This is a genomic window from Ruegeria arenilitoris (genome assembly GCF_013030265.1).
Classification (GTDB): Bacteria; Pseudomonadota; Alphaproteobacteria; order Rhodobacterales; family Rhodobacteraceae; genus Ruegeria; species Ruegeria arenilitoris_E.
Genome location: NZ_WPZQ01000007.1, coordinates 196,648 through 214,611 on the forward strand (window position 1 = coordinate 196,648; position 17,964 = coordinate 214,611).

The window sequence follows — 17,964 nt, forward strand, 5'->3', positions numbered from 1 at the left end:
ACGCGCTCGAACAAGCAGTGCAAAAATCTGTCGGTGATTTGAGCCCATGGCGGATCGCTCTACCTTATGTTCTGGAGAAGCAGAGATGGAGCTTGCGAAGCAACAGCTACGATTCCTCTGTCTTATTATTCTGGCCTTTCTGTCAGCAGACCGTTTAGATGGTCAGGTTGATACGGCAGAGGTAACTGAGAACCGCGTGTTGCACACGGTGATCGAAGGACCAATTGGTCCGGCAACCGTGCATCATGTTGCCCGCGTTCTTGAGGGCTCGAGGAACCAACCAACGTCTGCTGTCGTATTTCAGCTCAACACCCCGGGAGGGCTGGCTGACGCAACGCGCGAGATCATTTCCGCGATACTGCTTTCACCAGTTCCGGTAATTACCTATGTCGCGCCTCCGGGTGCCCATGCCGCCAGCGCAGGTACCTATATCCTCTATGCCAGCCATGTTGCAGCAATGGCACCGGGAACCAATCTGGGTGCGGCCACACCAGTTGCAATTGGTGGTCTTCCTGGTGGCTTGCCTGGGCAACCCCCCGATGCTGCGGACGAGAAGAGTGACGAGACTGAAGAGGGTACCTCTGACGATCCGCTGGTCCCAAAGGATATCATGTCGGCCAAGGCCACAAACGATGCGGCGGCCCTGATCCGCAGTCTGGCTGAAATGCACGATCGCAACGCGGACTGGGCCGAAAGTGCGGTGCGGCAAGCAGAGAGTCTGTCTGCAGCACAGGCACTGGAACTGAATGTCATCGACCTGATGGCTTCGGATTTACATGGGCTGTTGCGGGATGCGGATGGGCGCAGCGTGGTGATGGGTGAAACCCGAGAAACGCTGAAGGTCTCAGGTCTGCCCGTGGAACGGATCGAGATGGGGACAGTCACACGCATACTCAGCATCCTTTCAAACCCGAACGTGGCATTGGTGCTGATGATGTTGGGTGTTTATGGCCTGATATTCGAGTTCTGGAACCCTGGGGCTGTTGTTCCCGGAGTGGTTGGTGCGATCTGCCTGACGCTAGGGCTCTATGCGCTCAATCAACTGCCTCTTGATTACGCCGGGCTGGCACTTATCGGCCTTGGTATCGCATTCATGGTGGCCGAAGCTTTCTCGCCCAGCTTCGGGGTGCTGGGGCTGGGTGGGATCATCGCTTTCTCTCTGGGAGCAGCGATGCTTGTGGACACGGAAGTCGAGGCCTACCGTGTCTCGTGGTGGCTGATCGGTGTCATGGCGATGGTCAGCGCATCGATCCTGGCTGTACTTCTTGGATATACGATTCAGACCTACCGTCGTGCGCCGGTTACGGGCGCAAACCGGATGATCGGGGCGCCAGCGCGCGTATTGGATTGGTCCGATGGGGTCGGGTTTGTTTGGGTCGAGGGCGAGCGCTGGAAGGCCGACGGAAATGCCGACTTGCGGCCTGGTCAAGAGGTGCGCGTTTTGGGGGTCGACGGGCTAACGCTGCGTGTCGGCCCGGCGATGGACAGGCAATCTGAAACTGGTGGAGGGGTTTGATGATGCAAGCATTCCAGTTTGAATGGATCGCCTATCTCATCGCGTTGGTGCTGGTCTTCCTGTTCCTGCAGGCAGCAATCTACATCTTTCGGGAGTATGAGCGCGGGGTGTTGTTCACTCTGGGGCGGTTCACACGGGTTTCGGGACCGGGCTTTGTTCTGATCATTCCGGTGGTACAGCAGCTTGTGCGCACCGATCTGCGTATGTTCGTGGAAGATGTGCCCAGTCAGGACGTGATCAGCCGTGATAATGTCTCGGTCAAGGTTAACGCGGTGATTTACTTTCGTATCGTCGATCCGCAGCGGGCAATCATCAACGTGGCTGATTTTCGGGCCGCCGTCAGCCAATTGGCACAAACTACCTTGCGGTCGGTTCTAGGCAAGCACGAACTGGACGAGATGCTGGCTGAGCGGGACAAGCTAAATGCTGACATCCAGGAGATCTTGGATCGCCAGACGGACGCTTGGGGCATCAAGGTAGCGAATGTCGAAATCAAGCACGTGGATATCGACGAGAGCATGGTGCGTGCCATTGCCAAACAGGCCGAGGCTGAACGTTTGCGCCGGGCACGGGTCATCAATGCGCTAGGTGAGTTTCAGGCGGCGTCGAAACTGGTCGAAGCGGGCAAACTTCTGGCGACCCAGCCAAACTCCATGCAACTGCGCTATTTCAACGCTCTAAACGATATCGCCGCAGATGGTACAACGACGGTCGTGTTTCCTTTGCCCATTGATCTGTTGCCCAAATCCTCAAAGTCGGACGATTGAAGCAAGCGGTGAAGCGCAGCATCACAGGAGGCGGCCATGGCCACGATGAAGACCGGAGAAACAGCGGTCGTTCTTGGCGGCACTGGATTTCTCGGACGCAGGGTTGTCCGGGAATTGAAGGACGCGGGGTTCATCGTCAGCGTTGCGACGCGATTTCCAGAAAATGCTGGTCAACTGGGCATTGGTGACGAGAGCGCTGTTGGTGTGGTGCGGTGTGATTTGAAGGAACCAGAGACGTTGCGGCGTGTCTTCAATAGCGCTGCCGTCGTCGTCAATTGTATCGGATTTTATAGCGAAACCCGCTCGGAAACTTTTCAGGATATCCATGTGATCGGTGCGCGCTCCGTCGCCGAGGCTGCGATCTCGGTTGGTGTCAGATCCCTGATTCATGTCTCCGGGATCGGAGCTGATCGCAATTCTCGATCCGCCTATGTGCGTGCGCGGGCGGAAGGAGAAAAAGTGGTTCTCTGCGCCTGTCCGGATGCTACGATACTGCGCCCAAGTGTTTTGTTTAGCCAAAGCGGTGCTTTTTTTGGCGACCTCGTCGCGATCGTACAACGCATGCCGATTTTTCCGTTGTTTGGGGATGGGAGTGTTCAGTTGCAGCCGGTCTGGGTCGGTGATGTTGCGAGGGCCGCGGTTCGTGTCTCCGGATTCTCTGATGCTCGCGGGCGCATTTACGAATTGGGTGGGCCTGATGTCCTCAACTACAAGGATATAGTCCAAAGACTGGCGCGGCGCGGCGGCAAAAAGAGGTTGCTAGTACCTGTGCCCTACGAACTCTGGTGGCTGCTTGCGGAGACTATGGCGGTCTTGCCTCAGCCGCCTATTACGACCGCTCAGGTGGCGCTTATGCGGCAGGATAACGTTGTTGGGGACAATGTCGCGACCTTTTCCGATCTTGAAATCCATCCACAATCTGCTGTTGCTCTGGGTTTGATCTGAGCCAACTGCCGTTTTAGACCGGTACGAACCAGTGGAGCTGGGCACTATCGTGACGCTGATGAGGATCTGTCGCCAAGTTGTTGATCCGGCACTTTCTATTGCGTCACGCTATATCTTGGTCAATTGTGCTCCCTGCTTCGATCTTTTTCGTGACTTCGCTCGCAGATCTGTTGCAGTCTCATTCTTTGGGTGGGCTGCCACGTTGCGGCGGGGCTATGCAAAATAAATTACCAAGGGTTTGCAATGTATTTCACAAAATCAGGCTTCGTATCGGGTTCGACACTATGTTTGTTGGCATTCATCCTGTCGTCCGCCCCGGTTGAGGCGCAGACGGAGACCCCTCCCAAGCCAAGCGTGGTGGTCGCAGAAGCATCGATGACGGCGGTCACATACAGCGATACCTATCTTGGTCGCATAGAGGCGATTGACTCGGTCGATATCATCGCTCGCGTTGATGGGTTCATTGAAAACATCAATTTCAAAGACGGTGCAAAGGTCGCATCAGGAGATGTCCTGATTGAGATTGAAGAAGATTCTTATCAGGCCGATATCACTCAAATTCAGGGCCAGATTGAATCCGCGAAGGCGCAGAAAACTCTGGCCGATATTGAACTGGACCGGCAGCAAAAACTGTTTGCCAAAGGGGATACGCCGGAAAATGTCGTCCAAAAGGCACAAGCTGAGCAGGGTCAGGCAGATGGCTTGATCACGCAGCTGCAGGGCAGCTTGCAGGATGCTCAGATTCAGCTTTCTTACACCAAAATCGCAGCGCCTTTTGACGGGCGTATCGGTCTGACAGACCTTAGCAAGGGTGCTTATGTGGGTCCGCAAAGCGGCACGCTTCTGACGCTGACCAGCATTGATCCGATTTATGTTTCCTTTCCGGTAGCCAATGCGCAACTGCTTGATTTCCAGAAAAAGGGTAAAAACCTGCAGGGTGGTAAGGTCACGCTTCAGCTCACTCTGGCGAATGGCGAGGTATATGAGAGTACGGGTAAGGTGGATGTCATCGATACCACGGTTCAGGAAAGCACGGATACCGTTCTTGTCCGTGGGATTTTCCCCAATCCTGACGGGACGTTGCTGAATGATCAGCTTGCCAGGGTCAACGTGATAGACAATCCGGATAAAAAGTCCCTGACAATACCCGCTGATGCGCTGCAAAGCGATCAGAGTGGCTATTTTGTCCTGACAGTCGGAAGCGACGGGAAGGTTGCAAAAACACCGATCAAGACCGGTGAGGTTACCGGAACAAAGGCCGTGGTCACTGATGGGCTGAAGGAGGGCGACAAGGTGATCACCCAAGGCGCGCAGAAGGTGCGCGTGGGTATGGAAGTCACGGCAGAGCCGGCAGATACCACCCAGCAACCAGCCAAGGAATAAGCGAATGATCTCTCGTCTTTTCATTCGCAGACCGCGCTTTGCGATCGTCATTTCCGTATTGTTCACGTTGGCTGGTCTGATCTCGCTGACGCAATTGCCGGTGCAGCAACTGCCCGACATTGTTCCACCCACGGTACAAGTGACAGCCTATTACCCCGGGGCCAGCGCCGAGGTTGTCGAATCCACCGTCGCCCAGCCCATTGAGGAACAGATTATCGGCGTCAGCGACATGCTGTACATGAAGTCCACCAGCGGTGGAAATGGCAGCTACAGCTTACAGGTCACGTTCGAACCTGGAACGGATCCGGATATCAATGCGGTCAACGTTCAGAACCGGGTATCGCTTGCAACGGCCTCACTTCCTGATGAGGTGGTGCGAGCGGGGGTTGTTACGCAAAAGCAATCAACTTCGCTTTTGCAGGCGATTGCGGTCACGTCGGACAATCCTGAACACGACACGCTGTACCTGTCGAATTTTGCAACCATCAACCTGCTCGACAGTATCAAACGGTCGCCGGGTGTCGGGGATGCCACGATCTTTGGCGCGCAGAACTATTCCATGCGGATATGGCTGGATGTGGACACCATGACCGGTCTGAATGTTGCGGTGTCTGACGTTGTTTCTGCGTTGAATTCTCAGAACGTTCAGGCGGCTGTGGGTCGTGTCGGCGCTCAGCCGATGTCGGAAGACCCTACGTTTCAGCTGAACATTCAGACGCAAGGGCGTCTGAGCACAGTCGAAGAATTCGAGAACATTGTTGTCCGTGCTCAACCCGATGGGTCGTTCATATACATCCGCGACATCGGGCGGGTTGATCTGGGCGCGCAGTCGCAGGATTCATTTGCTCAGTTTGACGGCAGTCCGACTGCAATGATCGGGGTCTATCTGGCTCCGGGGGCCAATGCGCTGAACACGGCTGAAGAAGTGCGCAATGCAATCGAGCAGCTGGAACCATCCTTCCCTGATGGGGTTAAATGGCAAATTCCCTATAACTCGGTCTACTTTGTCGAGGCCAGTATCGATGAGGTTGTCAAAACCCTGATCGAGGCTTTTGCGTTGGTCGTGCTCGTGGTGTTTCTGTTCTTGGGCAGCCTGCGGATGGCCTTGATACCTTTGATTGCGGTTCCGGTTTCGCTGATTGGCGCGCTGGCATTCATGATGGCGCTTGGTTTTTCGATCAACACCGTGACACTTTTAGCGTTGGTTCTGGCGATCGGCATCGTTGTGGATGATGCGATTGTTGTTCTCGAAAATGTCGAAAAAGTCATGTCAGAGCGACCCGATCTTTCGGTCCCCGAAGCCACCGCCGAGGCGATGGAGCAGATCACCGCCCCTATTCTGGCTATCACGTTTGTTCTTTTGTCGGTCTTCGTTCCGGTTGCCTTCATACCGGGGATTACGGGGGCCATGTTCCGTCAGTTTGCCGTGGCTGTGTCATTTTCGATGCTGATATCGGCCCTGAATGCGCTAACGCTTAGCCCGGCTTTGTGTGCGATCCTTCTCAAACGTCATGAGGGACCCAAAAAGGGCCCGCTGGCCTGGGTATCCCGCAGGATTGACAATGCCCGGGACGGGTATGCTGTCGTCGCGGGTATGTTTGCGCGGCGCGCCATTCTTGGCCTGGTCTTTCTTGGGGCCGCCATGTTTGGCGCAGGCACATTGTTCAAGATAGCACCATCCGGGTTCCTGCCGACCGAAGATCAGGGTGCGTACTTTGTGGAAATCCAGTTGCCTCAGGGTGCATCGGTAAATCGCACGGCCAAGGTCATGGATGAGGCTTATGAAATCCTGTTGAAGGCTCCGGGCGTTCAGGATGTGATGACCGTCACGGGCTACAGCATTATTGATGGGCTTACGGAATCAAATGCCGGTTTCATGATTGCCATCATGAAACCTTTCGAAGAACGCACGGACCCTTCCCTGTCCGTGGATGCATCGATTGCCTATACGGGCCAACACCTCGCGGCGATGAAATCGGCCATCGGAATTCCCTTTAACCTTCCGCCGATTTCAGGGTTGGGAACCGGTTCAGGGTTCGAATTCCAACTCTTGGATCTGCAAGGTGGCAGCCCGCTGGAACTGGGTGCTGCCGCAAAGGGATTGATCACGGATGCCAATAGCGATCCGCGGCTTTCGGGCGTGTATACGACGTTTTCGGCTAATACGCCCAAGCTGAATTTGAATCTGGATCGAGAGAAGCTGCAGACCTTGGGTGTTGATGTCAGCACATTGTTTCAGGCGATGCAGGTGACAATGGGTGGGTACTACGTCAATGACATGAACCTGTTCGGGCGGACCTGGCAGGTTAATCTTGAAGCGGAGGAAGAGTTCCGAGGCACCATCGGAGATGTCAGTCGGATTCACGTACGCAACAATCAGGGTGAGATGGTTCCAGTGCGTTCTGTTGCTACGACGGAACTGACGACCGGACCTGAGAAACTGGTGCGCTACAACAACTATCGGTCTGTGACGATATCCGGCAATCCGGCACCGGGTGTGTCATCGGGCCAATCTATCGCTGCCATGGAGCAAGTGGCCGCCAAATCCTTGCCCAATGGCTATAGCTATGACTGGACGGGAACTGCACAACAGGAAATCGCCGCGGCCGGAAAGACCCCAATCGTATTGGGCCTTGCTGTGCTCTTTGCTTACTTGTTTCTGGTCGCTTTGTATGAAAGCTGGACAATCCCACTGATCGTATTGCTCTCGGTCTCGTTCGCAGCTTGCGGCGCTATGGCGGCCTTGCTGATCGCGGGTCTGGCCAACAACCTCTATGCCCAGATCGGGCTTGTTGTTCTGATCGCCTTGGCCGCCAAGAACGCCATTCTGATTGTGGAATTTGCAATGGACAGGCGCGCGAAGGGTATGAGCATCGTGGACGCAGCGATTGACGGGGGGCGATCTCGTTTCCGCGCCGTGATGATGACCAGTTTTGCCTTCATCGCAGGGCTTTTCCCTCTGGTCATCGCGACCGGAGCATCAATGCTTGCGCGCAAGGGCGTTGGGACACCGGTCTTTGGTGGCATGATCGCGGCTTCATTTGTCGGCGTGTTCTTTATTCCGGCCCTCTATGTGCTGGCGCAATGGTTCCGCGAGAAGGTTCATGGGCCGGGTGAGGTTCAGGAAACAGAGGAAATCAATTAAGCTAAGAGCCAGATTGGGGCGGATCGCCGGGAGCAGTTACCGAGCGATCCGCCCTCACGTGCCTTAGTTGACGCCATTCCGTTCTATTTAGCAGTTAGCAGCATACGGGTTCGTTGATGATCCATGGCGATCTTGCTGCGTGGAGTTTTGATAGCTGTGTTGCCATGTTGGACGACTAATATTGACGCATAAGAACGCTGGGTCCGAACCGCTGTTCACAGACGTTCAGTTTAGTCGGCATCCTCCATCTTGGTGGCATTGAGTTGCGCAAAGTGTTCGGCACCGACCCGGTCGTGCAACTCCAGTTGCGTTTCCAGAAAATCGATATGACCTTCTTCGTCTGACATCAGACTTTCAAACAAACTCATTGAGACATAGTCGCCGGCATCCTTGCAGACATCGCGTGCCTCTTTGTAGAGCTTGCGCGCACTTTGTTCGGCAGCGAGGTCGCATTCCAGAGTTTCACGTGGGTTTTGTCCGATACGCAAAGGGTCAAGTTTCTGCAGGTTCGGATGGCCTTCCAGAAAGATGATCCTCTCGATCAATTTGTCTGCGTGCTCCATCTCTTCAATGGATTCCTCGCGGCTTTTCTTAGCCATGCTGCCGAGGCCCCAGTCATCCTGCAGCCGATAGTGGAGCCAATACTGGCTGACGGCCGTCAACTCGTGACGCAGTGCTTTGTTGAGATATTCCAATACCTTCTTGTCGCCCTTCATAGTGCTTCTCCCTGGCTGACTTTAGTGGCTTGAGGTAGAGTCTATGGTTTGAATGGTATCATCATTTGCAACACTCTCAAAAAGTCAGCAATTTCCTGATGTGTTCAAAGGCTTACCCCTTTTTCTGACGATTCTCGTATGTTTTCAGCCAGTTGGCATGAAGCAGGCAGAGGCCTTAAATTGTGCGCAACTTGCCGAAACTACGGGCGCTGGGGACATGGAAACACGTGCGTTTCGTTGACGCGCTTACGCCGTCTGAACGTAGGGGCTACTGCCCGGGATCAGGATCAGTTGTATCGTGGCTTTGAGACATCGCCGGTTATGATTGCGATGCGCTCAAGTGATGCCAAGAGCTTTGTGTTGTGGCCGCCTTCGCACAAGAGCATGCAATTGGTTTCTGCAACCCCCCGGATTCCGCGGCGGATGCTCTGCAGAGCCAATATCAGATAGCGTTCTTCATCTGTTATACCCTGTGCGCAGTTCACGCAGTGCGGGTTTGTATAACTAAACGCCCGAATCCGGCTTTGACGCATATCATTCAAGGCAATCAGCACTGCGTTTGCGATAGTTGCACCAAAAGGGACGGGAAACACCTGTTCCGCGTGACGGAATGCGTCGATCCATGCTTCGCTCTGCGGTTCGGAAAACGCCAGAAAGAAGTAGCGTGAAACGTGCAGCACATGTTCTTCAAATTCATCGAAACCGCAGCTTGAAACCGTTTGCTGCTTAGCCATCCTCGAAGCTTTGTTACGCTGAGGTCCGCGCGATGGTTGTGAAATCGGCTCCATGTGCGCTTCCTTGCCAAACCATGAAAAAGTCGCCTGGCAGGGAAACCGAGGAAAAGCTGGGCGCGTCTTTCCTGACTATAATAGTAGGAATATGTCAAGGGGAATGGATCATGAGGCTTGTGTAAAGCCGAAATTACTGCTTGGCTGTGAACGACAAGGCCAGGTTTTCCCAGCTAGCAGAAAAATACAAACAGGGAAGCTGCCATGTCTGACGCCAGCCGTTCCAACGATCCGATCCTGGAAATCAAAAACCTGTCGATTGAATTGCCGAAGGGTGCTGACCGAAAATACGCGGTCGAGGATGTGACGCTGACGCTGAAACGCGGTGAGATTACCTGTATCGTCGGTGAAAGCGGATCGGGCAAGTCGGTGATGACCAGTGCCATCATGAACGATGTGCCGCCTCGTCTGCGTGTGAGTGCTGGTGAGGTTCTGTTCGACGGGCGCAACGTGCTGCATTTCAGTCAGTCCGAGCTGAATGAAATCCGCGGCGCACGAATCTCAATGATCTATCAGGAACCCATGGCAGCGCTGAACCCGTCGATCAAAATCGGCGCGCAGGTAGATGAAGTTTTCAAGCTGCACAGGCCCGAGATTTCCAGAGTGCAGCGCAGAGCAGAGACGCTGAAACTGCTTGAGCAGATGAAGCTGCCCTCACCGCCCCGGATCTACGATAGCTACCCCCACCAGGTCTCGGGCGGACAATGTCAGCGGATCGTCATCGCCATGGCATTGGCGTGCAAGCCAGACATTTTGATTGCCGATGAACCGACCACGGCGCTGGATGTCACGACGCAAAAGGAAATCCTGAACCTGATCAATGATCTGAAAGAGGTTTACGATAACGCGACCGTCTTTATCACGCATGATTTTGGTGTGGTGGCAGATGTAGCCGACCGCGTTGCTGTCATGTGCTGGGGCAAGATTATCGAACAGGGGACCACACAAGAAATCCTGATGCACCCCAAAGAGGATTACACAAGGCTTCTGGTTGATGCGATGCCACTGCTGGAGACTGTTCGATCTCCTGATCTGACGAGAAACGACCCCGCTATTGTTGAAGTGAAGTCACTGCACAAGCTTTATGGTACTGGATCCAAGCAGGTCCATGCGCTCAACGATGCCAGCTTTGCTTTGCGGCGCGGCGAAACACTGGGGGTTGTGGGTGAAAGCGGGTCGGGAAAATCCACGCTCGCCAAGGCTCTGATCCGACTGATCGAACCGACTGAAGGGGCGGTCATAGTCAACGAACACGATTTTCTCGCCTTGCAGGACCAGTCACTGCAACAGGCGCGACGCGAAATACAGATGATTTTCCAGGATCCGTACGGGTCGCTTAATCCCACGCAAACTGTTGGGAACATTATCACGCGCGGCCCGACTCTGCAGGGCATGAGCCAGCGGGAGGCCAAAGCCAAAGCGATGGAGTTGCTGGACCTCGTCGGTTTGAAGCCCGAAGCGTATTATCGCACCCCGCGCAATTTCTCGGGTGGTCAGCGTCAGCGCATTGGCATTGCCCGCGCGCTGTCGATGAACCCGGATGTTGTGATTGCTGATGAATCTGTCTCAGCGCTGGACCTGTCGATTCAAAAACAGGTACTGCGCCTGATGAACGATCTGCAAAAAAAGTATCAGATGGCCATCATTTTCATCACCCATGATCTGAGGGTCGCTGCGCAAATTTCTGACTATATCACTGTGATGGAGAAGGGCGTGATGGTCGAGTTTGGCACTGCAGATGAGGTATTTAACGCGCCCAAACATGAATATACCAAGAAGCTGCTTGATGCAGCGCCTGGTCGCGATTGGCACCCCCCACGCCTGAGCGTTGAAGAGGCAACGCAGATCGCGCAGAGTATCGAAAGAGTGTGACCCTTTCCGAGTTGAGTATATTGTTTTTGCGAAGTTAGGGATCGTTGAGGTCGGCGGTTGGGATCGGCAGTTCCAGACCTATTTTCTTACGCCCCATCACGACGGAGGTTCGAAAGCGTCGGACATTTGAATTGTTGAAGAAAAGACGTTTTGTCAGCGCTTCAAAATCTTCCATGTCGATTGCTGTGCAGATCAGGCAGAAATCGGCCTCACCCGTTACATAGTAGCATTGCTGAACCATCGGCTCGGTCTGAATGCATCGGGTGAACGCATCGATTTGATCTTGGCGTTCGCGTTCAAGTTCGACCATCACTACAAATGTCATATGAACGCCGATCTTTTTGGGATCGATCACAGCAACTTCTTTCGTGATCATGCCCCTGTCGCGCAAAGATCGCAGCCGTCGCTGCACCGAGGCTACAGACAATCCGGCTTCGGCTGCCATCGCTTCCAGCCCACGCCTCGAGTCGGTCTGCATCAAATCCAAAAGCTGTGCGTCATGCTTGTCCATCGAGAGGCTCCGGTATTTGGCGAATTGTCGAGAAAAATTCTCGCAAAATACGTCAATGGTGATCAGTTAGTATCAGAACTATTCGATACCGTCGTGTTCATGGAACAGAGAATCACATTAGACCCCGAAAAACCGCGTGCTCTTTGGCGGAAGAACTCCGTTTACGGGCCGACCCCGTTGGACAGTATTGATTACGATGGCAGAACACTTTTGGTCAAAGATGAGACCGCACGCATGGGGCTTGGCGCGTTCAAGGCGCTGGGTGGGATCTATGCCGTGGCGCAGATGATTGCGGACAAGGCGGGTATCTCGGTCGCGCCCGAGGGCTATAGCAGTGACGATTTTCTTCGAACCGCTGAAGCGATGACTTTCGTATGTGCCAGCGCAGGGAATCACGGGATGGCGGTCGCAGCAGGTGCCGCGATGTTTGGTGCCAAAGCGCGCATTCACCTCGCGGAGACAGTACCCGAGGCCTTTGCAACTCGGCTGCGCGAAAAAGGTGCCGAGGTTGTCAGATCAGGCGAAGATTATGAAGCCAGCATCGCCGCCGCCATCGCCGATGCTGAGTCCAGTGGTGCCGTCCATTTGGCTGACGGTTCGTGGACCGGATATACCGAACCGCCCCGTCTGGTGATGGAGGGCTATACCGTTATGGCTGAGGAGATGCGCGAAACCTTTGAGGCAACAGGCAGTTGGCCCAGCCATGTGTATCTGCAGGCTGGGGTTGGTGGGCTGGCTGCGGCAGTCGCTTACATGATCCGCTCATCATGGGCTGTACAACCACGTATTCTTGTCGTTGAACCCGATGCCGCGCCGTGTCTGCGTGAAAGTGCGCGGGCAGGCCAGTTGGTGACGGTATCAGGGCCGACTTCGAATATGGGCCGTCTGGACTGTAAGACGCCATCGATGCTTGCGTACGAGATTTTGCGTGATGCAGCAGATGAATGGTTGATTGTCACAGATGCCGAGGCCGAAGAGGCCGTGGGCAAAGCAAGGGAGATGGGATACTCTACAACGCCTTCCGGTGCAGCAGGTTTAACCGCGTGTCTGGCTGGTGACGCCCCTCATCCTTTGGTGATCTTGTCAGAGCGTGGATTGGGTGACGACTGATTTGACGCCATTTGTCTGCGACGGACGCAAAAGCGACCATTGCAGTTCTGAAATCTTGAACCACTGCCCCGGTTAACGGCGAAAGCGTGTTCGGTCAGTAAGCACCTCGGTGGCGCCTTACTGGAAACCAGCCTTCTTGAGGCCTTCGACAAAGTGCTGGGTGTCCTCAGGGCGCCGATCCGGCTGCACGTTCTCCCAACGCTTGAGCGAAAAATTCGGATGCGCCTTGCGGTGCCTGTCGGCAATATCCCGGGCCGCGTCCAACTTGCCCATATGTGCGAAACTGGCCGCCAGAAGGCGCTGCCCCTCGGTCGGGTTGTTCATCTTGCTTACATGCTGAACAGTCTGAGAGTATTCCTGAAGATTGAAATATGCCCCGGCAAGATGCCACAAATATTGATCCGGAAAGTAGGGATTGAGCCGCATGGCTCGCTGCAGATATTCAATTGCCGTTTCATTTTGCCCCGAATGTGCCATCGCATCAGCATAGTCTGAGTGCATGTCGGCGTCATTGGGGTTGAGAGACAATGCCCGCTTGTAAGATTCGATCGCTGCGTCGTGTTCTTTGCGATAGAGATGCACGTAGCCCAGCTCGCCAAAGCCTCTGGCATCCGTGGGGTCCAACTCTACCGCGCGCTGCGCATAAACCAGTGCCTTGTCGAGCGCGGTGTCGGGGTCAGGTGTCCAGGAGTAGCGCCAGTCGATGTTCAGGGTTCTTGACAAAGCGGCTGCGGCGCGCGCGTATCTGTCGTCGCGCTCCAAGGCGGATTCGTAACAGCTCTGAGCCATCCGGTTGTCGTTGCGCGTATATCTGAAAATATAGTGCTGCCCCTTGAGGACCTCTCCGTAAGCTGCGAGGTTACTAGGCGTGGCTTGGACCATCCTCTTGCGCTCATGGGATTCAATCATCACGGCGGTGGAGGCAACAATGCATTCGGTCACTTCATCCAGAATGTCGAAAACGTCGTCGATCTTGCGGTCAAAACGCTCACCCCAAATTGTCCTTTCGGACATCGCATCGATCAGTTCGGCAGTGATACGGATGCGACTGTCCGATCTGCGAACGCTGCCTCGCGCGATGTAACGCACGTTTAGCCGGCGCGCTGCCTCTTTCGGTGACATAGATTGGGTTTTGAAGAAGAATGATGAGTTGCGGGCGATAACGAACAAGTTCCGGAATTTGGACAGGTTCATAATGATGTCATCGGTCAGCCCATCTGCGATCCAACTGTCTGCCTCGTCATTACCGGCGCTGGTGAAGGGCAGGATCGCTACGGAAGGGATGTCCGGACGATCCATCAATTCTACTGGTGAATCAGGGCGCAAGGTTGCGGCCATGGTCGCCCCCTCGGCCTCGCTGCGCACGCAATAGGTCGAAATTGGCGACAATATGTTCTTGAGCTGTTTCGGTCCGAGGAACTCATAGCCATATCGCAGCCGATTGCAGACCTGTTCATATACCGCTGCACTGACATAGACACGCTCGGGTTCTGCGATCTCCTGCAGCCTTGCTGCGATGTTGACGTTGTCACCATGGATACCGCGTTCGTCGATCAGAATTTCACCAAGGTGAATGCCAGCGCGGAATTTGATCTTGTCATTTTCCGTGCGCGTCCTGTTGTGCTGTGCAGCAATTCTGTGCAGTTCGATCGCAAATTTGACGGCGCTCGTGGCCGTTTCAAACAGGGCAAGAATGCCATCGCCCCGAATTTCTATGACATTGCCCTGATAGTGCGTACAGGTGGCTTCGAGCTGTGACAGGAGGGACTTCAATGAACTGTAGGTGTCCAGTTCATTTTGACTCATGAGCCTTGAGTAACCGACGACATCGGCAAACAATACGGCGCCAAGTCGTTGTCTGATCAATGGTCCAGAATTGGTGTCGTTCACGGTCGGTACTCGATTAGCACTTTGCTTCGATCATATAGGCTACGGTATGGCTGCACGCTGTTCCCCCAAGATGGACTGCAAGTTTCAGTCGTTTATTCGCGCTCGGCACATTGCGGCGGCCAGGACCAGGCCGCTGACGCGTCCGGCCCAATGGTGATTATTGTTTCCGAACCCAATTCATGCGTCAATTCCTGACGCTTAACCCTCCATTCCTCCTGCAGAATACCAACAGCCACCATGTCGTGAAACTGTCCGTTTGCAAACCAGGCTTCTCGCATTTTGCCTTCGACCTGACATCCTACCCGGCTGACCAGATCGCGGCTGTTGTGGTTATCAGCACGATAGTACGATGTTACGCGATTCAAGCCCAATTGTCTGAAAGCAAAATCCAGAACCAGACACAGTGCTCTGATCCCGACGCCGCATCGCCGGATTGATTTATCGATGAACAGCGCGACGACAGCATCTCGGTTGATCTGCGATATTGCCTCTAGTCCTATCGCCCCAAGCGCTTCGCCACTGTCGGATTCGATCATGAACCAGCATGTACTATGGTCGATAGGTGTCCCAACAATATTACTCCAGTGCTCCTCCATCTGGCACTGGTTGAGCGGGATGCGAGATTTTCTGTCAAAACGAGCGAGATCTTCCACATCCTGAAACCAGTATGTGATGATCTCCAGATCCGATTTCGTCAATGGGCGCAGTCTGAATGCGCTGGTCGGGGGTTTGGACACAGAAATGACTACCCTCAAAACTCGATTTACAATTAACTATTCGTGCAACAATAACACAAAAAATTCTTGAATACGAAACTGGTAATCTAAAATCGGCTCGATCGCAATCCAGCTCTGATGCAGTGCTTTCTCAGAACACATTAGGTAATGTATCAATCCTGTTTTTTGTTGAATCAGGATGTCAACAAATCTTCAAAAATAGAACGTATTGAGCAATCATGAATGGGCGCATGGGCAGGTTTTGCAACGAAAAGTTGACGCCCGCTTTGATTTGAACGCTTCACCTGGTGCGAAGTTTAATGGTCGCTCTTGCCGCTAGGCGACAATACGCCGTCGAGGATAAGCATTTTCAGGCTATCGCGTATTTCTTGTTCGGGGAACTTGCCGATGCTCCAGTGCCGCAATGACCATACCGTACACAGAAAGTACAGATAGTTGGCCATGAGTTCCGTGTTCATAGGGCGGAAAATCTGCTGCTCAACGCCCTGATCCAGAATTGTTTGCCAACGCCCCATGAATTTGCGCTCCATGTCGAATACGCGGGCCCGGTTTTCGGCCGACATTGAACGAGTCTCCGAATAAACCAGATTAATGTAGCGACGGTTTTCACCGATGTAATCGATATAGCGATCCACGGCTCTAATCAGGTTCTGGTCTGCGGGGCCCTTAAACAACTCGCCTGTGTCGAAAAAGTCGATAATACCCTGCATGCACATGGTCGTAATCAGATGCAGGATTTCGTCCTTGTCCTTGATGTATTTGTACATCAGGGGAACCGACAGTCCGGATTCCTTTGCGATCTCGCGCATGGATGCGTTTCCGAAACCGTGTTTTGCAATTACTTTGCAGGCGCCTTCAAAGATCTGACGGCGCCGCTCTTCGGCTGTATCAGACAGCGGCCGTGCAGGTTTTTCTGGCGGTACTGTGATGGGAGCTGTGCCTACAGCAGTCTCTACGGAAAAGGTACAGATCACCTCCATGATGACAGAAGAACTGCCAAGGTTCTGGTCGGTTTGAACAATAGAAACGCGAAACGAGTTCAGTGGCGAATCGTCGGGTGAAATTCGGGCTGCCTGCGCCTCGATCTGACCCTGACCAGCTGCAGCCAAATTGGTCGCTGATGCATTGATCATTGTTGATCGCGTCGTGTTTCCTAGGCTCTTTAATTCATCGCGTGCAGCATCGATCGCCAGAGTCAGGCATACGGTATCCAATTGGGATTTCTCAAGAAATTCCTCTACTTGCGATGCGGAATACAAAAACACGCGGCCTGCCTCCTTTGGATCTGACCCGTGGTCAACATCTTGAAATCCCTACCAGATGTCCAGTTAGAAAAATCTGCAATACGCACAAGACGCTGGGGAAGGTGATTCAAGACTTGACGCAAAGAGATGCTGTGTGTGACAGTTAGTGAACGTTCAATAAAACTCCGGGAGAACACCCGCATGAAGTTCAAGATTCTCGCCATTCCTTTCGCGCGTCAGCACGGCGAAGATGTTCAGCTTGCCGGTCGCGACCCCGCGCGATTCAACAAGATGATGATCACGTTGCGGGATCAGATGGTTCTGGCCGAGGAGCTTGGCTACGAAGGTTTCTGTCTGACCGAACACCACATGCAGGTCGAAGGGGTGGAATGCACCACCAACCCGCTGTTCTGGAACATGTACATCGCCCAGCACACCAAGGATTTTAAGGTGGGTCAGCTGGGGATGAACCTGACCGCGATGAACCCGATCAAGACGGCTGAGGACATAGCCTTGCTGGATCACATGACTGGAGGTCGCGTCTTTGCAGGCTTTTCGCGTGGGAACACACCGCGCTGGACCGCAACCATGGGTCAACATTTGGATATCACCTCGGCCGAGTCCGACAAATCCGAGGCCGACCAGCGCAATCGCCGCGCCCTGTATGAGAACTGGCGTCTGATCAAGTCGCTGTGGACCGATGATCTGACCGAGCATCAGGGCGAGTTCTGGAATTTTCCGTCCAATGTGAAATGGGAGTTTAACCCGACCAAGCTGTGGGGCGGTGACAGTCCTGTCGATGAGAACAAAATCCTGCGCAAGTCGGGGATCGTTCCTCGCCCGTTGCAAAAGCCGCACCCCAAAGTCTATGCGCCGTTCTCGTATTCGATGGAAACCGCAAAATTCTGGGCTTCGGAAGGCGCAAAGATGGTGTCCTTTGTGACCGCCGACAAAGAAGAGTTCATGCCGGTGATTCTTGAGAACTGCCTGCAGGCAGCGCATGAAAAGGGTCTCAAAGACACGACCAATAACGATGTTCTGGCTTTGGGCGCACATCTGATGATGGGCAAGACCCCCGCCAAGACCAAACAGTATCGCGAGATGTTCGATAAGCTGTGGTTTTCGGCCTACGACGCGCCGCCATACCATGTGCCGCTTGGTCGTGTCTGGGATGGCTCGCGTCAACAGGTTCTGGATCAGGTCGGTGAGCTAGCCGAACGTTACCAGATCGATGAGTTCTTTGTCTGGCACCACGTGAACTACTTTGGTGACGAGATCGAACAGGAAGCACTGATCGAATTCGCCGAAGGCGTCATCAAGCCGCTGAACGGGTAAGGAAA

The 17,964-nt window shown here is 54.0% G+C and carries 14 protein-coding genes; 8 read left to right on the plus strand and 6 right to left on the minus strand.

Annotated features, from left to right (window positions below; all coding sequences use genetic code 11):
- Positions 1-85 precede the first annotated feature (85 nt).
- The 5 genes from GOX61_RS14280 (at position 86) to GOX61_RS14300 (ending at position 7,756) form a co-directional block, all read left to right on the plus strand.
- On the plus strand, positions 86-1,516 hold the full coding sequence (locus tag GOX61_RS14280) for an NfeD family protein (protein WP_170334730.1): 1,431 nt from the start codon (positions 86-88) through the stop codon (positions 1,514-1,516).
- The gene (locus GOX61_RS14285) at positions 1,516-2,283 is read left to right on the plus strand and encodes a slipin family protein (protein ID WP_217353866.1); all 768 of its coding nucleotides are present in this window, start codon (positions 1,516-1,518) and stop codon (positions 2,281-2,283) included. The genes GOX61_RS14280 and GOX61_RS14285 overlap by 1 nt, the downstream gene beginning before the upstream one ends.
- 36 nt (positions 2,284-2,319) lie before the next feature.
- Entirely contained in the window at positions 2,320-3,228 is a 909-nt protein-coding gene (locus GOX61_RS14290) for a complex I NDUFA9 subunit family protein (protein ID WP_254436869.1), read from the plus strand.
- A 243-nt stretch (positions 3,229-3,471) separates the two neighbouring features.
- Positions 3,472-4,611, plus strand: coding sequence for an efflux RND transporter periplasmic adaptor subunit (locus GOX61_RS14295; RefSeq protein ID WP_170334732.1), 1,140 nt, complete (start codon positions 3,472-3,474; stop codon positions 4,609-4,611).
- A gap of 4 nt (positions 4,612-4,615) precedes the next feature.
- Positions 4,616-7,756: an efflux RND transporter permease subunit gene (locus GOX61_RS14300; protein WP_170334735.1), complete on the plus strand. Its 3,141-nt coding sequence runs from the start codon at positions 4,616-4,618 to the stop codon at positions 7,754-7,756.
- A 230-nt stretch (positions 7,757-7,986) separates the two neighbouring features.
- On the opposite strand, the gene bfr is transcribed toward GOX61_RS14300, so the two are convergent.
- Together bfr and GOX61_RS14310 are read right to left on the minus strand one after the other, a co-directional pair.
- Complete coding sequence (bfr, locus tag GOX61_RS14305; RefSeq protein ID WP_155149524.1) at positions 7,987-8,472, minus strand: bacterioferritin; 486 nt, start codon at positions 8,470-8,472, stop codon at positions 7,987-7,989.
- 287 nt (positions 8,473-8,759) lie between these two features.
- A complete protein-coding gene (locus GOX61_RS14310; protein ID WP_170334737.1) occupies positions 8,760-9,260 on the minus strand; it encodes a hypothetical protein in 501 nt (166 codons plus the stop codon).
- Positions 9,261-9,464: 204 nt separating this feature from the next.
- On the opposite strand from GOX61_RS14310, the gene GOX61_RS14315 reads away from it, so the two are divergent.
- A complete protein-coding gene (locus GOX61_RS14315; protein WP_170334739.1) occupies positions 9,465-11,132 on the plus strand; it encodes a dipeptide ABC transporter ATP-binding protein in 1,668 nt (555 codons plus the stop codon).
- Between the two features lie 34 nt (positions 11,133-11,166).
- On the opposite strand, the gene GOX61_RS14320 is transcribed toward GOX61_RS14315, so the two are convergent.
- The gene (locus tag GOX61_RS14320) at positions 11,167-11,643 is read right to left on the minus strand and encodes an Lrp/AsnC family transcriptional regulator (RefSeq protein ID WP_170334741.1); all 477 of its coding nucleotides are present in this window, start codon (positions 11,641-11,643) and stop codon (positions 11,167-11,169) included.
- On the opposite strand from GOX61_RS14320, the gene GOX61_RS14325 reads away from it, so the two are divergent.
- Positions 11,632-12,753 (plus strand): pyridoxal-phosphate dependent enzyme, encoded by a 1,122-nt coding sequence (locus GOX61_RS14325; RefSeq protein ID WP_254436870.1) that lies wholly within the window; start codon positions 11,632-11,634, stop codon positions 12,751-12,753. The two genes, GOX61_RS14320 and GOX61_RS14325, sit on opposite strands and share 12 nt — an antisense overlap.
- Before the next feature lie 117 nt (positions 12,754-12,870).
- On the opposite strand, the gene GOX61_RS14330 is transcribed toward GOX61_RS14325, so the two are convergent.
- From GOX61_RS14330 to GOX61_RS14340, 3 genes are all read right to left on the minus strand, one after another.
- On the minus strand, positions 12,871-14,643 hold the full coding sequence (locus GOX61_RS14330) for an adenylate/guanylate cyclase domain-containing protein (protein ID WP_367646968.1): 1,773 nt from the start codon (positions 14,641-14,643) through the stop codon (positions 12,871-12,873).
- 92 nt (positions 14,644-14,735) lie between these two features.
- Positions 14,736-15,380: a GNAT family N-acetyltransferase gene (locus GOX61_RS14335; RefSeq protein ID WP_209016347.1), complete on the minus strand. Its 645-nt coding sequence runs from the start codon at positions 15,378-15,380 to the stop codon at positions 14,736-14,738.
- 296 nt (positions 15,381-15,676) lie between these two features.
- Complete coding sequence (locus tag GOX61_RS14340; protein ID WP_170334747.1) at positions 15,677-16,645, minus strand: TetR/AcrR family transcriptional regulator; 969 nt, start codon at positions 16,643-16,645, stop codon at positions 15,677-15,679.
- Positions 16,646-16,825: 180 nt separating this feature from the next.
- Here GOX61_RS14340 and GOX61_RS14345 point away from each other — a divergent pair, with 180 nt between their 5' ends.
- Positions 16,826-17,959 (plus strand): LLM class flavin-dependent oxidoreductase, encoded by a 1,134-nt coding sequence (locus GOX61_RS14345; RefSeq protein WP_170334749.1) that lies wholly within the window; start codon positions 16,826-16,828, stop codon positions 17,957-17,959.
- The last annotated feature ends 5 nt before the right edge of the window (positions 17,960-17,964 follow it).

What these genes read in the sequence shown, in the direction of transcription:
- GOX61_RS14280 (WP_170334730.1), top strand. Translation starts at nt 86, where the DNA reads ATGGAGCTTGCGAAGCAACAGCTACGATTCCTCTGTCTTATTATTCTG.
- GOX61_RS14285 (WP_217353866.1), top strand. Translation starts at nt 1,516, where the DNA reads ATGATGCAAGCATTCCAGTTTGAATGGATCGCCTATCTCATCGCGTTG.
- GOX61_RS14290 (WP_254436869.1), top strand. Translation starts at nt 2,320, where the DNA reads ATGGCCACGATGAAGACCGGAGAAACAGCGGTCGTTCTTGGCGGCACT.
- GOX61_RS14295 (WP_170334732.1), top strand. Translation starts at nt 3,472, where the DNA reads ATGTATTTCACAAAATCAGGCTTCGTATCGGGTTCGACACTATGTTTG.
- GOX61_RS14300 (WP_170334735.1), top strand. Translation starts at nt 4,616, where the DNA reads ATGATCTCTCGTCTTTTCATTCGCAGACCGCGCTTTGCGATCGTCATT.
- bfr (WP_155149524.1), bottom strand. Translation starts at nt 8,472, where the DNA reads ATGAAGGGCGACAAGAAGGTATTGGAATATCTCAACAAAGCACTGCGT.
- GOX61_RS14310 (WP_170334737.1), bottom strand. Translation starts at nt 9,260, where the DNA reads ATGGAGCCGATTTCACAACCATCGCGCGGACCTCAGCGTAACAAAGCT.
- GOX61_RS14315 (WP_170334739.1), top strand. Translation starts at nt 9,465, where the DNA reads ATGTCTGACGCCAGCCGTTCCAACGATCCGATCCTGGAAATCAAAAAC.
- GOX61_RS14325 (WP_254436870.1), top strand. Translation starts at nt 11,632, where the DNA reads ATGCTTGTCCATCGAGAGGCTCCGGTATTTGGCGAATTGTCGAGAAAA.
- GOX61_RS14320 (WP_170334741.1), bottom strand. Translation starts at nt 11,643, where the DNA reads ATGGACAAGCATGACGCACAGCTTTTGGATTTGATGCAGACCGACTCG.
- GOX61_RS14345 (WP_170334749.1), top strand. Translation starts at nt 16,826, where the DNA reads ATGAAGTTCAAGATTCTCGCCATTCCTTTCGCGCGTCAGCACGGCGAA.